Origin of the sequence: Carnobacterium maltaromaticum DSM 20342, assembly GCF_000744945.1 — a bacterium.
In the GTDB taxonomy this organism is placed as follows: Bacteria; Bacillota; Bacilli; order Lactobacillales; family Carnobacteriaceae; genus Carnobacterium; species Carnobacterium maltaromaticum.
The window spans coordinates 2,545,770-2,559,706 of record NZ_JQMX01000001.1 but is presented as its reverse complement, the minus strand read 5'-3'; the positions used below and the strand labels follow the sequence as shown (position 1 = coordinate 2,559,706).

Sequence of the window (13,937 nt, the reverse complement as noted above, 5' to 3'; positions counted from 1 at the left end):
GAATGGTGTTCCTCCTTTTCCTAAAATTCTAGTCCATTTTCGCGTGCAGCTTCAGCTAAAGCTTGTACACGGCCATGGTATAGGTAACCACCACGGTCAAAGACTACTTCTTTAACGCCTTTTTCTACGGCGCGTTTAGCTACTAATGTTCCCACAGCTGCTGCTGCGTCGACTTTAGATTCGCCACTTACTTCTTTGTCTAATGTAGATGCACTTGCTAGCGTTACACCCGCTACGTCATCAATTACTTGTGCGTAGATGTTTTTATTCGAACGGAAAACGTTCAAGCGTGGGCACTCTGCAGTACCAGAGATTTTAGACCGCACACGTGCGTGTCTTTTTTGACGCATTTTATTTTTATCTGGTTTCGTAATCACAATTGTCACCTCTTTATAGTAGTGCTGCGAAAATCAGCAAGCTTTCACCGGCTGAATTAAGCAGGGTTGTAACCACACAAATGTGCAGTTACAGAGTTGGTAATAAACTTTAACCGAAAAACGATTAAATTATTTACCAGTTTTACCTTCTTTACGACGAACATGTTCGCCAACGTAACGAATTCCTTTACCTTTATAAGGCTCTGGAGGACGTACTCCGCGAATGTTAGCAGCTAATTCGCCAACGCGTTCTTTGTTTGCTCCTTTGATGATTACACTAGTGTTTGAAGGAACTTCTACAGTGATTCCTTCTTCTGGTGTAAACTCAACTGGATGTGAGTAACCAACGTTTAATACAAGTTTTTTACCTTGTAATTGCGCACGGTACCCAACCCCAATTAATTCTAAAGCTTTTTCAAATCCTTCAGTTACTCCGATAACCATATTATTTAGGTTAGCGCGCATTGTACCATGTAAAGCACGGTTTTCTTTGTCGTCGTTAGGACGAGTAAAAGTAATTTCGTTGCCTTCGGTATGCATTGTAATGACAGGGCTGAAAGAGCGAGTTAGTTCACCTTTTGGTCCTTTAACAGTAATCTCGTTACCATTTTCAGTAACAGTTACGCCTGCAGGAATAGTGATTATTTTTTTACCAATACGGCTCACAGCAATGCACCTCCTTATATATTCTTAATTATTACCAAACGTAAGCTAAGATTTCTCCGCCAATGTTTTTAGCTCTTGCTTCTTTATCAGTGATAACACCTTCAGAAGTTGAAACGATAGCAATTCCAAGTCCGTTAAGTACTTTAGGAACCTCGCCTGTTTTAGCATAAACACGTAAACCTGGTTTAGAAATACGTTTCAAGCCTGTGATAACACGTTCATTGTTTTTACCATATTTTAAGAATACACGGATAACATTTTGTTTGTCGTCTTCGATGTATTCAACATCTTTAATAAAGCCTTCACGTTTAAGGATATCAGCGATATCTTTTTTTATTCTTGAAGCAGGTAATTCTAGTGATTCGTGGCGAACCATGTTCGCATTACGAATGCGTGTTAGAAAATCTGCAATCGGATCTGTCATGACCATTGTACTTATTACCTCCTTTATGCAAGTATCGTTTTACCAGCTTGCTTTCTTCACGCCGGGAATTTGTCCTTTATAGGCAAGTTCGCGGAAGCAAATACGGCAAAGTTTAAATTTACGATAAACTGAATGTGGACGACCACAACGTTCACAACGCGTATAAGCTTGAGTTGAGAATTTTGCAGGGCGTTTGTTTTTAGCAATCATTGATTTTTTAGCCACGTAGTTCGCCTCCTTTTATTATTTTTGGAACGGCATTCCAAGTTGTGTTAAGAGTTCGCGTGATTCTTCATCGGTTTTCGCAGTTGTTACAATAACAATGTCCATTCCGCGTACTTTGTCTACTGTATCGTAGTCAACTTCAGGGAAGATTAATTGTTCTTTAATACCTAGCGTGTAGTTACCACGTCCATCGAAAGCTTTTTTAGAAACTCCGTGGAAGTCACGTACACGAGGTAATGAAACTGAAACCAATTTATCTAAGAATTCATACATTCTTTCGCCACGTAGGGTAACTTTAGTACCGATTGGCATACCTTCACGTAGACGGAAACCAGCGATTGAGTTTTTAGCTTTAGTAATCATTGGTTTTTGACCAGAGATTACAGTTAATTCGTCAACAGCTTTGTCTAAGTTTTTAGCATTTGAAACAGCATCACCAACACCCATATTGATGACAATTTTGTCAACTTGTGGAGTTTGCATGATTGATTTATAGCTAAATTTTTCCATCATAGATGGTGTAATTTCTTTTACATATTTTTCTTTAAGGCGGTTCATGAAGTTAGTACCTCCTTCCTTATATTATTATTTATCTAAAACTTCACCGGTTTTTTTAGAAACACGTACTTTTTTGCCATCTTCAACTTTAAAGCCAACACGAGTTGGTTCGCCAGTCTTAGAGTCAATTAGCATTACGTTTGACACGTGAATAGGAGCCTCTGTTTCAAGAATGCCACCTTGTGGATTCATTGAACTAGGTTTTTGATGTTTTTTCATCATGTTCATTCCTTCAACGATCACGCGATCTTTTTTAGGGAAAGCTTTTAAAATTACGCCTTCTTTACCTTTGTCTTTACCAGTAATAACTTTAACTTTGTCACCAGTTTTTACGATCATGTTTTTCTTGCACCTCCTTCATGGATGGTTATATTAAAGAACTTCTGGAGCTAGGGAAACGATTTTCATGAAATTGCTGTCACGTAATTCGCGAGCAACAGGTCCAAAGATACGTGTTCCACGTGGGCTCTTGTCATCACGGATGATAACACAAGCATTTTCATCAAATTTAATATATGAACCGTCTGTACGACGAGCTCCGGTTTTAGTACGAACGATTACAGCTTTCACTACTTCACCTTTTTTGACAACGCCACCTGGTGTTGCATGTTTAACAGTACACACGATAACGTCACCAATATTAGCAGTTTTACGGCCTGATCCGCCTAACACTTTAATAGTTAGTACTTCACGAGCTCCTGAATTATCAGCAACTTTTAAACGACTCTCTTGTTGGATCACTTCAGTATCCTCCTTTCGGAATTAGAACTCACATTTATCATTAAAATTGTTTGATTAAACAATTACTGCTTCTTCAACAACTTCTACTAAACGGAAACGTTTTGTAGCTGATAATGGACGAGTTTCCATAATTTTTACAACATCTCCAGTTTTTGCAACATTGTTTTCATCATGTGCTTTAAACTTTTTAGAGTATTTTACACGTTTGCCATAAATGCCGTGTTTCTTGTAAGTTGCAATTTCAACTACAATGGTTTTATCCATTTTGTCAGAAACAACGCGACCTTGATAGACTTTACGTTGATTACGTTCTTCACTCATGCTTTATTGGCCTCCTTTACTTACTAGTCAACTATTTTTGTAATTCACTTTGACGTAACGCAGTTTTAATACGTGCAATCGATTTGCGAACTTCACTCAAGCGAGAAGTATTTTCTAATTGACCAGTTGCCAATTGGAATCGTAGATTGAATAACTCTTCTTTGTATTCTTTTTCTTTTTCAACCATTTCAGCAGTGGATAACGCGTTAAGTTCATTAGCTTTCATTCGATTCACCACCATTTTCTGTACGTTTTACAATCTTAGTTTTAACTGGTAATTTGTGAGATGCCAAGCGTAATGCTTCGCGTGCCACTTCTTCAGATACGCCAGCAATTTCAAACATGATTTTACCACGTTTTACTGGTGCTACCCATCCTTCTGGAGCTCCTTTACCTGAACCCATACGGACTCCGATTGCTTTTGCGGTATATGATTTATGAGGGAAGATTTTAATCCATACTTTCCCACCACGTTTCATATAACGTGTCATTGCAATACGGGCAGCTTCGATCTGACGGTTAGTAATCCAGTGCGAGTCAACAGCTTGTAAGCCCCACTCACCAAAGGTTACTTCTTTCCCACCTTTTGCTTCACCACGCATTTTACCTCTAAATTCGCGACGGTATTTCACACGTTTAGGTACTAACATGATTATTTCCCTCCTTTCTCAGCGTTCTTTTTTGTAGGAAGTACTTCTCCACGGTAGATCCAAACTTTAACGCCTAGTTTACCGTAAGTAGTGTCTGCTTCTTCCCATGCGTAGTCGATATCGGCACGCAATGTGTGAAGAGGAACAGTTCCTTCAGAATAGCCTTCGCTACGAGCGATATCTGCACCATTTAAGCGACCAGAAACTTGAGTTTTGATCCCTTTAGCGCCAGAACGCATCGTACGTTGAATTGCTTGTTTTTGTGCGCGACGGAAAGCCACACGATTTTCTAATTGACGAGCGATTCCTTCGCCAACTAATTTTGCATCTAAATCAGGTTTTTTGATTTCAACGATGTTGATGTGAACTCGTTTACCTGTTAATTCGTTTAAGTTTTTACGTAATGATTCAACTTCAGATCCACCTTTACCGATAACCATTCCTGGTTTAGCAGTATGAACTGATACATTTACGCGGTTAGCGGCACGTTCAATTTCAACGGTAGAAACTGCAGCGTCACTAAGGTTTTTAGCTATATAGCTACGGATACGTAGATCTTCATGTAGATAGTTTGCATATTCTTTCTCAGCATACCATTTAGCATCCCAATCACGGATTATGCCTACACGCAAACCTATTGGATTAATTTTTTGACCCACAGATTATCCCTCCTTTTTCTCTGATACCACGACTGTAATGTGGCTTGTGCGTTTCATAATTGGTGAAGCTGAACCTTTTGCACGAGGACGGAAGCGTTTCATAGTTGGTCCTTCATTAGCATAAGCTTCGCTTATTACCAAGTTTTCTACGTCTAAATCGTAGTTGTGTTCTGCATTCGCTACTGCTGACATTAGTACTTTCTCAACAGGAACAGAAGCACCATTTGGAGTGAATTTCAAAATTGAGATTGCTTCTCCGATGCTTTTTCCTCTGATAAGATCGATTACTAAACGAACTTTCCGAGCTGAAATGCGAACAGTATTTGCAGTTGCTTTAGCTGCTGTAATTTGTTCTGACATGAGTAAATCCTCCTCTCGAAATTTTAACGTTTAGTTTTCTTATCATCCGCAGCATGACCGCGGTAAGTTCTTGTTGGTGCAAATTCACCTAATTTGTGTCCGACCATATCTTCTTGCACATATACTGGTACGTGTTTACGTCCATCATATACTGCAATAGTGTATCCAACAAAGCTTGGAAAAATTGTTGAACGGCGTGACCAAGTTTTAACAACGTGTTTTTTATCACTTTCAGCTAAAGCATTCATTTTTTTCATTAAATGCTCATCGACGAAAGGTCCTTTTTTCAAACTACGTCCCATGGTTGAACCTCCTTCTATCCTTTTGGGTTAGCCGGCTTTCAGCCAGCTAACTTGATTTTTATTTAGTCTTACGACGACGTACGATAAATTTATCAGATTTAGCTTTTTTGTTACGAGTTTTGTAACCAAGAGCTGGTTGACCCCATGGACTAACTGGTGCTTTACGTCCGATTGGAGCTTTACCTTCACCACCACCGTGTGGGTGATCGTTCGGGTTCATTACAGATCCGCGAACTGTTGGGCGTTTACCCATCCAACGTGAACGACCTGCTTTACCAATATTGATTAATTCGTGTTGTTCGTTACCTACAGAACCGATTGTAGCACGGCAAGTAGCTAAGATCATACGAACTTCACCAGAGTTTAAGCGAACTAATACGTATTTGCCTTCTTTACCAAGTACTTGAGCACTTGTTCCAGCTGAACGAACTAATTGTCCACCTTTACCAGGTTTCATTTCAATATTGTGAATAACAGTACCAACTGGAATATTTTCTAATGGTAAAGCATTACCGACTTTGATATCTGCTTCTTTACCAGAGAAAATACGTTGGCCTACTTCAATTCCTTTTGGTGCAATGATGTAAGTTTTAATTCCATCAGTGTAGTGAATTAAAGCGATATTAGCTGAACGATTTGGATCGTATTCAACTGTTTTTACGATACCTGCGATATCGTCTTTATTACGTTTAAAGTCAATCACACGATATTGACGCTTGTGGCCACCACCGTGGTGACGAACAGTAATTCTACCATTATTGTTACGGCCCGCAGTTTTTTTAGTTGGTTCTAACAAAGTCTTTTCAGGCGTTGTTGAAGTGATTTCTGCGAAATCTGAACCAGTCATATTACGACGTCCGTTTGTGGTAGGTTTATACTTTCTAATTCCCAAGTTTATTCCCTCCCGATACTTATTTCTAAGCTTTTAATTAAGCTTCAAATAGTTGGATTTCTTTAGATTCTGCTGTTAACGTTACAATTGCTTTACGACGTTTTTTAGTGTATCCAGCGTATTTACCCATACGTTTTAATTTACCACGTACGTTCATGATATTTACGTTTTTTACTTTAACGCCGAAAATTTCTTGAACGGCTTGTTTTACTTGTGTTTTGTTTGCGCGTACGTCCACTTCAAAAGTGTACTTTTTATCATCTGTAATCAACATTGTTGCTTCAGTGATAACTGGGCGCTTAATGATATCGCGTGCATCCATTATTTAAGAGCCTCCTCTACCTTAGTAAGAGCAGTTTGCGTTAAAATCATTTTTACGTTAGAAACAACATCAAGAACAGTAATTCCATCATGAGTTACTACTTTAACTCCTGGAAGATTACGTGCTGATAAAGTTGCAAAGTCGTTATCAGATTCAACAACTACTAATACTTTTTGGTCAACGTTAAGATTTTTTAACACTTGTGCAAATTCTTTTGTTTTTGGTGCATCAAAGTTCAATGCGTCTACAACAATCAAGTTGTTTTCTGCTACTTTAGTAGAGAGAACAGATTTAATCGCTAAACGACGAACTTTTTTAGGAAGTTTGTAGCTGTAAGAACGTGGTGTTGGTCCGAAGACAACTCCACCGCCACGCCATTGTGGAGATCTGATTGACCCTTGACGAGCACGACCAGTTCCTTTTTGACGCCATGGTTTACGTCCACCACCGCGGACAGCACTACGGTTTTTAACCGAATGATTTCCTTGTCTTAATGAAGCGCGTTGCATAATGATTGCATCAAACACAACGTTTTCGTTTGGTTCGATACCGAAAATTGCGTCGTTTAAAGTAACTTCGCCGTTTTGAGTACCATCTTGTTTAAATAATGCTACATTTGCCATTCCTTAGTTCCTCCTCTCTTTTCTATTATTTTGCTGCTGATTTAAGAGCAGTTCTGATTTGGATTAATGATTTTTTAGCTCCAGGAACGTTACCTTTAATTAAGATTACGTTTTTCTCTACGTCGATACGGACGATTTCAAGGTTTTGAATCGTAATACGATCTCCACCCATACGGCCTGGTAATAATTTACGTTTAAATACTCTATTAGGAGCAACTGGACCCATTGAACCAGGACGACGGTGGTAACGAGAACCATGTGACATTGGTCCACGAGATTGTCCGTGACGTTTAATTACGCCTTGGAAACCTTTACCTTTAGAAGTCCCTGTGACATCAACGATGTCTCCCGCTTCAAATACATCAACTTTAATTTCTTGTCCTACTTCGTATTCTCCTAGCGTTACATCGTTAAATTCACGAATGAAGCGCTTAGGAGTAGCATTTGCTTTTGCTACATGACCTTTCGCAGGTTTGTTAGACAATACTTCACGTTTATCTTGGTAACCTAGTTGTACTGCTTCGTAGCCATCATTTTCCATTGTTTTAAGTTGCAAAACAACGTTTGGAGTAGCTTCGATTACAGTTACTGGGATTAATTCACCATTTTCAGTAAAGACTTGTGTCATTCCTACTTTTTTTCCTAAGATTCCTTTGGTCATGAGTACACCTCCATTTAATTTTATTTTTTAGTTTAGGTATTGCTTCGGTATTACAGTTTAATTTCGATGTCTACGCCACTTGGTAAATCAAGTTTCATCAATGCATCAACAGTTTTTGGTGTTGGATTAACGATATCGATTAAACGTTTGTGTGTACGCATTTCGAATTGTTCGCGTGAATCTTTGTATTTATGTGTCGCACGAATAACAGTGTAGAGTGTTCTTTCTGTTGGCAATGGAATTGGTCCAGACACGCTAGCTCCAGTTCTTTTTGCTGTTTCTACAATTTTATCCGCTGATTGATCTAAAATACGGTGTTCATACGCTTTTAAACGGATACGAATTTTTTGTTTTGCCATTTTTATGTTCCCTCCTCGCCTATTTTTGAAAATTAGACATAGCTCCACGAAAATCTCTGTCACACACGCCCGTGACAAAGCGGCCGGGTGTGTCACAACCTCTCGTTTCTTCGCCGGAGAATTCTTTCGAAAACTCCAGTGCAAATTCGTCTCCAAATTCAGCACCTTTATCATTATACAAATAAAGAAAGACAATTACAAGCTTTTTCTGTTGATTTATCAACATTTCTTAAAGAAAAAAATGAAAAGGATTACAAAAGTCAATTGCCTCTCAAAAAATCTTTCCCAAGTTTTAATTATCCCGTACAACCTTCACTCTACTCTTCTTTATTTATAGTAGAGATTTTTTTAACTAGCTATTTTACAGTCTATCTAATAAACAAGAAGTCTACTATATAATATAGTAGACTTCTTGTTTATTAGATTTTGATAATCCAACCTTCTGGGGCTTCTTTATCACCAAATTGAATCCCACATAATTCATCATATAACTTACGTGTAACAGGACCAACTTCCGTTTCACTATAAAATACATGGAAGTCCTCTCCGTATTGAATACCAGCAATTGGCGAAATAACCGCGGCTGTTCCACAAGCTCCAGCCTCGACAAACCGTTCTAACTGATTTATATAAACATCACCCTCTACAGGGATCATTCCTAATCTTTTTTCAGCTAAATGTAACAAAGAGTACTTTGTAATGCTCGGCAAAATAGATGGAGATAACGGAGTAACAAATTCATTATTAGCAGTAATACCAAAAAAGTTTGCTGCGCCGACTTCTTCAATCTTCGTATGGGTAATTGGATCTAAATAAATGCAGTCACTAAACTGCCGTTGATGCGCCTCTTCTCCTGGCAATAAACTTGCAGCATAGTTTCCGCCGACTTTAGCAGCACCAGTCCCATGCCCAGCAGCTCGATCATATTCTGAAACAACAAAGTTAGTTGGTGTTAGTCCACCTTTAAAATAAGCTCCAACAGGCATACAAAATACTGAGAATAAGTATTCCGGAGCTGGGTTCACACCAATGTTGTTTCCTACACCAACAATATAAGGTCTTAAATAAAGTGTTCCTCCTGTTCCATAGGGAGGAATAAAATGCTCATTAGCCTTCACTACGTCCACACAGGCTTTTATAAAGACATCAGTAGGAACTTCTGGCATTAACAAACGACGACAGCTGTCTTGTAATCGTTTGGCATTCTCATCTGCTCGAAATAGATTAATACTGTCATCTTTACAACGATAGGCTTTTAATCCTTCAAAAGCCGTCTGCCCATAATGCAATGCAGTTGAACCTTCACTGATATGAACTTGATTGTCTTCTGTCATCACGCCTGCGTCCCATGCACCATTTTTCCAATAAGATAAGTAACGTAAATCTGTTTTAATGTAAGTAAATCCTAAATTTTCCCAATCGATATCTACTTTTTTCATCATCAAGCCCCTTTTCTTTTACATCGTCAGTAATCATAATCAATCTTATTCACTATCTATATTAAAAGTAAATTTGATAACTAAGTTTTTAATTTTTCTATTAAATGCGCCTTGAATATCTAAGGTTTTATCCATTTTACCACACATTATGAAAAAATGATGAGTTTTCCATAAAAAAATAGCCATTTTACCAATAGAATCAAACAATAAAATAAAAAATCGTATTCTCAAAAGAGAATACGATTTTTTTCGTCTGGACACGCATTAGTTGCCTTCACTAATGTCTGATTATTTGATTGTTCTTTTAAAGGTTAAATTAAGCTTGGATTTCAGCTACAACGCCGGCTCCAACTGTACGTCCACCCTCACGGATAGAGAAGTTAGTTCCTGCTTCGATAGCGATTGGGTTGATAAGAGTTACTTCAATTGTAACGTTATCGCCAGGCATTACCATTTCAACGCCTTCTGGTAACTCACAAACACCAGTTACATCAGTTGTACGGAAGTAGAACTGTGGACGGTAGTTTGTGAAGAATGGAGTGTGACGTCCACCCTCTTCTTTTGATAATACATAGATTTCAGCTTTAAACTTTGTGTGTGGAGTGATTGTACCTGGTTTAGCAAGTACTTGTCCACGTTCGATATCTTCACGAGCTACACCACGTAGTAATGCGCCAATGTTATCTCCAGCTTGTGCGTAATCTAATAATTTACGGAACATTTCAACACCAGTTACAGTTGTTTTTGTAGGTGCTTCGTTGATTCCAACGATTTCGATTTCTTCACCAACACGTACTTCACCACGTTCAACACGTCCTGTTGCAACAGTTCCACGTCCAGTGATTGAGAACACATCCTCAACTGGCATCATGAATGGTTTTTCAGTATCACGTTGTGGAGTAGGGATATACTCATCAACTGCAGCCATTAATTCTAAAACTTTTTCTTCGTATGCAGCTTCGCCTTCTAGGGCTTTAAGAGCTGAACCAGCGATAACTGGAGTGTCATCACCTGGGAAATCGTATTCTGTTAATAAGTCACGAACTTCCATTTCTACTAATTCTAATAATTCTTCATCATCAACCATGTCTACTTTGTTTAAGAAGACAACGATGTATGGAACACCAACTTGACGAGAAAGTAAGATATGCTCACGAGTTTGTGGCATTGGACCATCTGCAGCAGATACTACTAAGATAGCGCCATCCATTTGTGCAGCACCAGTGATCATGTTTTTAACGTAATCCGCGTGACCTGGGCAATCTACGTGTGCGTAGTGACGAGTGTCAGTTTCATATTCGATGTGTGAAGTATTGATTGTAATACCACGTTCTTTTTCTTCTGGAGCGTTATCGATATCTGCATAGTTTTGTGCAGAACCGCCACCATGTTTAGATAATACAGTTGCGATTGCAGCTGTTAAAGTTGTTTTACCATGGTCAACGTGTCCGATAGTACCAATGTTAACGTGGGGTTTTGAGCGATCAAAAGTTTCTTTTGCCATTTTAATATTTCCTCCTCATATTGAGTAATAGTTTTTTGTTTTAATATAAATAGCAAATTGGCCGAAGCCTCTTCACTATTTATAAGAAATTATAAAGGTTGTTTCAATTAAAATCAACCGTTAGGAATGTCGGACTAAGCAAAGCCTAGTTATTTCCACCATTTTTAGCGATGATTTCTTCTTGAATAGATTTTGGTAAATCTTCATAGTGATCAAAGACCATCATGAAAGTACCGCGTCCTTGTGTTGACGAACGTAAAGTTGTTGCGTATCCAAACATGTTAGCTAAAGGAACAATCGCGTTAACGATTTGTGAGTTACCATGAGCTTCCATACCTTCAACACGTCCACGACGAGCAGTAATGTGTCCCATAATATCACCTAGGTAATCTTCAGGAACTGTAACAATTACTTTCATCATTGGTTCAAGAATTACAGGGTTAGCTTTTTTAGCAGCTGCTTTCAAGGCCATTGATGCGGCAACTTTAAAGGCAGTCTCATTTGAATCGACATCATGGTATGAACCATCGTAAAGTTTTGCTTTAATATCTACTAATGGATATCCAGCAAGAACCCCATTGTCTAATGAAGCTTCCAAACCAGCTTTAACAGCAGGAATGTATTCACGAGGGACAACCCCTCCGACAATTGCGTTTTCAAATTCGAATCCTGCTCCTTCTTCATTCGGTGTGAATTCAATCCATACGTGACCGTATTGACCTTTACCACCCGATTGACGAACGAACTTACCTTCTGCTTGTGTAGAACCACGGAATGTTTCACGATAAGATACTTGAGGAGCACCTACGCTAGCATCAACGTTAAATTCACGACGCATACGGTCTACTAATACATCTAAATGTAATTCACCCATACCAGAGATAACAGTTTCACCAGTTTCAGCGTTTGTTTCAACGCGGAATGAAGGATCTTCTTCTGCAAGTTTTTGTAATGCAATACCCATTTTATCTTGGTCAGCTTTTGATTTAGGCTCAACAGCTACTTGGATAACTGGTTCTGGGAATTCAATAGATTCAAGAATTACTGCTGAATCTAATGCACATAAAGTATCACCAGTAGTTGTGTCTTTAAGACCAACTGCAGCAGCGATATCTCCTGAAAATACTTTTTCAATTTCTTTACGTGTGTTTGCATGCATTTGTAAAATACGACCGATACGTTCTTTTTTGTTTTTAGAAGCGTTCAAAACATATGAACCACTTTCAAGAACACCAGAATAAACACGGAAGAAAGTTAGACGACCAACAAACGGGTCAGTCATTACTTTAAATGCTAATGAAGCAAATGGAGCTGAGTCATCAGCAGGACGAGTAGTTTCTTCCTCTGTTTTAACGTCAATCCCTTTAATAGCTTCAACATCAAGTGGTGATGGTAGGTAATCAAGAACTGCATCAAGCATTAATTGAACCCCTTTATTTTTAAAGGCTGAACCTGCCATTACTGGGAAGAATTCAACATTAATTGTTGCTTGGCGGATACCCGCTTTTAATTCTTCTTCAGTGATTTCTTCACCATCAAGATATTTCATCATTAATTCTTCATCAGTTTCAACAACTGCTTCGATTAATTTTTTGCGCCATTCAGTAGCTGCTTCTAAATACTCTTCAGGAATATCTGTTTCTTGGATATCAGTTCCTAAGTCATTTGTATAGATTTCAGCTTTCATTTTAACTAAGTCAATAATACCAGTGAAATCGTCTTCAGCACCAATTGGTAACTGAATTGGATGTGCATTAGCTTGTAGACGTTCGTGTAATGAATTTACTGAGTATAAGAAATCTGCTCCAATTTTATCCATCTTGTTACAGAAAACGATACGCGGAACTCTATAGTCAGTCGCTTGACGCCAAACTGTTTCAGTTTGAGGCTCCACTCCTGATTGTGAGTCAAGAACTGTTACAGCACCATCTAATACGCGTAGAGAACGTTGAACTTCAATTGTGAAATCCACGTGACCAGGAGTATCGATGATATTTACACGGTAATTTTTCCATTCTGCTGTTGTTGCAGCAGAAGTAATTGTAATACCACGTTCTTGCTCTTGTTCCATCCAGTCCATTTGTGATGCACCTTCATGCGTTTCACCAATTTTATGGATTTTACCAGTATAATATAAGATACGCTCTGTTGTAGTAGTTTTACCTGCATCAACGTGAGCCATAATACCGATATTACGAGTTTTTTCTAGAGAAAATTCTCTATTTGCCATAGCATTAATAACTCCTCTCTATATTTTAATAAGAAGGAAGATTCTTTTTAGTAAATACCTTTTCTGTCAAAGTCTAGCTACAAAGTAGTCCAGACTCTCCTACAGAAAAAATTTTACCAACGGTAGTGAGCAAACGCTTTGTTCGCTTCTGCCATTTTATGAGTATCTTCACGTTTTTTAACAGCTGAACCAGTATTGTTAGCAGCATCCATGATTTCTTTTGCAAGACGTTGTTCCATAGTATCTTCTCCACGTAGACGAGAGTAGTTTACTAACCAACGTAATGCTAAAGTAGTACGACGTTCTGCACGAACTTCAACTGGAACTTGGTAGTTAGAACCCCCAACACGACGAGCTTTAACTTCAAGAACAGGCATGATGTTTTTCATAGCTTGTTCAAATACTTCCATAGGATCGTTGCCAGATTGTTCTTTAATAGTATCAAAAGCATTATAAAGAATAGTAGCAGCTTTTCCACGTTTTCCGTCAACCATTAAACGGTTGATTAAACGAGTAACTAATTTTGAATTATACATTGGATCAGGTAACACATCACGTTTAGTAATAGGACCTTTACGAGGCATCCAAATTCCTCCTTTCAAAGAGTATATTTTTTAAGTTTCA

23 protein-coding genes are annotated in these 13,937 nt (G+C 38.4%); all 23 read right to left on the bottom strand.

Translation table 11 applies throughout. The features are described from left to right. Window positions 1–20 precede the first annotated feature (20 nt). Window positions 21–386, bottom strand: a complete 366-nt coding sequence (gene rplR / locus BR77_RS11895; protein WP_029451410.1) for a 50S ribosomal protein L18 — start codon at window positions 384–386, stop codon at window positions 21–23. A 120-nt stretch (window positions 387–506) separates the two neighbouring features. After that, entirely contained in the window at window positions 507–1,043 is a 537-nt protein-coding gene (gene rplF, locus BR77_RS11890) for a 50S ribosomal protein L6 (RefSeq protein WP_010052076.1), read from the bottom strand. Window positions 1,044–1,074: 31 nt separating this feature from the next. Continuing rightward, the gene (gene rpsH / locus BR77_RS11885; protein WP_010052072.1) at window positions 1,075–1,473 is read right to left on the bottom strand and encodes a 30S ribosomal protein S8; all 399 of its coding nucleotides are present in this window, start codon (window positions 1,471–1,473) and stop codon (window positions 1,075–1,077) included. A gap of 33 nt (window positions 1,474–1,506) precedes the next feature. After that, the gene (locus tag BR77_RS11880) at window positions 1,507–1,692 is read right to left on the bottom strand and encodes a type Z 30S ribosomal protein S14 (protein ID WP_010052071.1); all 186 of its coding nucleotides are present in this window, start codon (window positions 1,690–1,692) and stop codon (window positions 1,507–1,509) included. An 18-nt stretch (window positions 1,693–1,710) separates the two neighbouring features. Beyond that, window positions 1,711–2,250 (bottom strand): 50S ribosomal protein L5, encoded by a 540-nt coding sequence (gene rplE / locus BR77_RS11875; protein ID WP_010052070.1) that lies wholly within the window; start codon window positions 2,248–2,250, stop codon window positions 1,711–1,713. Window positions 2,251–2,277: 27 nt separating this feature from the next. Next, entirely contained in the window at window positions 2,278–2,589 is a 312-nt protein-coding gene (gene rplX, locus BR77_RS11870) for a 50S ribosomal protein L24 (protein ID WP_010052069.1), read from the bottom strand. Window positions 2,590–2,622: 33 nt separating this feature from the next. Then, the gene (gene rplN / locus BR77_RS11865; RefSeq protein ID WP_010052067.1) at window positions 2,623–2,991 is read right to left on the bottom strand and encodes a 50S ribosomal protein L14; all 369 of its coding nucleotides are present in this window, start codon (window positions 2,989–2,991) and stop codon (window positions 2,623–2,625) included. Between the two features lie 54 nt (window positions 2,992–3,045). Further along, window positions 3,046–3,312 (bottom strand): 30S ribosomal protein S17, encoded by a 267-nt coding sequence (gene rpsQ / locus BR77_RS11860; RefSeq protein ID WP_010052065.1) that lies wholly within the window; start codon window positions 3,310–3,312, stop codon window positions 3,046–3,048. Between the two features lie 31 nt (window positions 3,313–3,343). Then, window positions 3,344–3,538 (bottom strand): 50S ribosomal protein L29, encoded by a 195-nt coding sequence (rpmC, locus tag BR77_RS11855; RefSeq protein WP_010052061.1) that lies wholly within the window; start codon window positions 3,536–3,538, stop codon window positions 3,344–3,346. Further along, window positions 3,528–3,962 carry a 50S ribosomal protein L16 gene (rplP, locus tag BR77_RS11850; RefSeq protein WP_010052060.1) on the bottom strand — a complete coding sequence of 145 codons (435 nt, stop codon included), beginning with the start codon at window positions 3,960–3,962 and terminating at the stop codon, window positions 3,528–3,530. Before rplP ends, rpmC begins: the two co-directional genes overlap by 11 nt. A gap of 2 nt (window positions 3,963–3,964) precedes the next feature. Beyond that, window positions 3,965–4,621: a 30S ribosomal protein S3 gene (gene rpsC, locus BR77_RS11845; RefSeq protein WP_010052059.1), complete on the bottom strand. Its 657-nt coding sequence runs from the start codon at window positions 4,619–4,621 to the stop codon at window positions 3,965–3,967. 3 nt (window positions 4,622–4,624) lie between these two features. Then, complete coding sequence (gene rplV, locus BR77_RS11840) at window positions 4,625–4,981, bottom strand: 50S ribosomal protein L22 (protein ID WP_010052058.1); 357 nt, start codon at window positions 4,979–4,981, stop codon at window positions 4,625–4,627. A 23-nt stretch (window positions 4,982–5,004) separates the two neighbouring features. Continuing rightward, complete coding sequence (gene rpsS, locus BR77_RS11835) at window positions 5,005–5,283, bottom strand: 30S ribosomal protein S19 (RefSeq protein ID WP_010052056.1); 279 nt, start codon at window positions 5,281–5,283, stop codon at window positions 5,005–5,007. Between the two features lie 58 nt (window positions 5,284–5,341). Continuing rightward, window positions 5,342–6,175, bottom strand: a complete 834-nt coding sequence (gene rplB, locus BR77_RS11830; RefSeq protein WP_010052050.1) for a 50S ribosomal protein L2 — start codon at window positions 6,173–6,175, stop codon at window positions 5,342–5,344. Window positions 6,176–6,212: 37 nt separating this feature from the next. Continuing rightward, complete coding sequence (gene rplW / locus BR77_RS11825; protein WP_010052049.1) at window positions 6,213–6,497, bottom strand: 50S ribosomal protein L23; 285 nt, start codon at window positions 6,495–6,497, stop codon at window positions 6,213–6,215. Next, window positions 6,497–7,120 carry a 50S ribosomal protein L4 gene (gene rplD, locus BR77_RS11820; protein ID WP_010052048.1) on the bottom strand — a complete coding sequence of 208 codons (624 nt, stop codon included), beginning with the start codon at window positions 7,118–7,120 and terminating at the stop codon, window positions 6,497–6,499. Before rplD ends, rplW begins: the two co-directional genes overlap by 1 nt. Before the next feature lie 25 nt (window positions 7,121–7,145). After that, the gene (gene rplC, locus BR77_RS11815; RefSeq protein WP_010052047.1) at window positions 7,146–7,781 is read right to left on the bottom strand and encodes a 50S ribosomal protein L3; all 636 of its coding nucleotides are present in this window, start codon (window positions 7,779–7,781) and stop codon (window positions 7,146–7,148) included. Window positions 7,782–7,831: 50 nt separating this feature from the next. Beyond that, window positions 7,832–8,140: a 30S ribosomal protein S10 gene (gene rpsJ, locus BR77_RS11810; protein WP_010052046.1), complete on the bottom strand. Its 309-nt coding sequence runs from the start codon at window positions 8,138–8,140 to the stop codon at window positions 7,832–7,834. 19 nt (window positions 8,141–8,159) lie between these two features. Then, on the bottom strand, window positions 8,160–8,366 hold the full coding sequence (locus BR77_RS19125) for a hypothetical protein (RefSeq protein ID WP_057001695.1): 207 nt from the start codon (window positions 8,364–8,366) through the stop codon (window positions 8,160–8,162). A 193-nt stretch (window positions 8,367–8,559) separates the two neighbouring features. Next, window positions 8,560–9,579 (bottom strand): branched-chain amino acid aminotransferase, encoded by a 1,020-nt coding sequence (locus tag BR77_RS11805; RefSeq protein WP_015077773.1) that lies wholly within the window; start codon window positions 9,577–9,579, stop codon window positions 8,560–8,562. Between the two features lie 316 nt (window positions 9,580–9,895). Beyond that, entirely contained in the window at window positions 9,896–11,083 is a 1,188-nt protein-coding gene (tuf, locus tag BR77_RS11795; protein ID WP_010052044.1) for an elongation factor Tu, read from the bottom strand. Between the two features lie 145 nt (window positions 11,084–11,228). Then, entirely contained in the window at window positions 11,229–13,313 is a 2,085-nt protein-coding gene (gene fusA, locus BR77_RS11790) for an elongation factor G (RefSeq protein ID WP_015077775.1), read from the bottom strand. A 113-nt stretch (window positions 13,314–13,426) separates the two neighbouring features. Then, a complete protein-coding gene (gene rpsG, locus BR77_RS11785; protein WP_010052039.1) occupies window positions 13,427–13,897 on the bottom strand; it encodes a 30S ribosomal protein S7 in 471 nt (156 codons plus the stop codon). Window positions 13,898–13,937 lie beyond the last annotated feature (40 nt).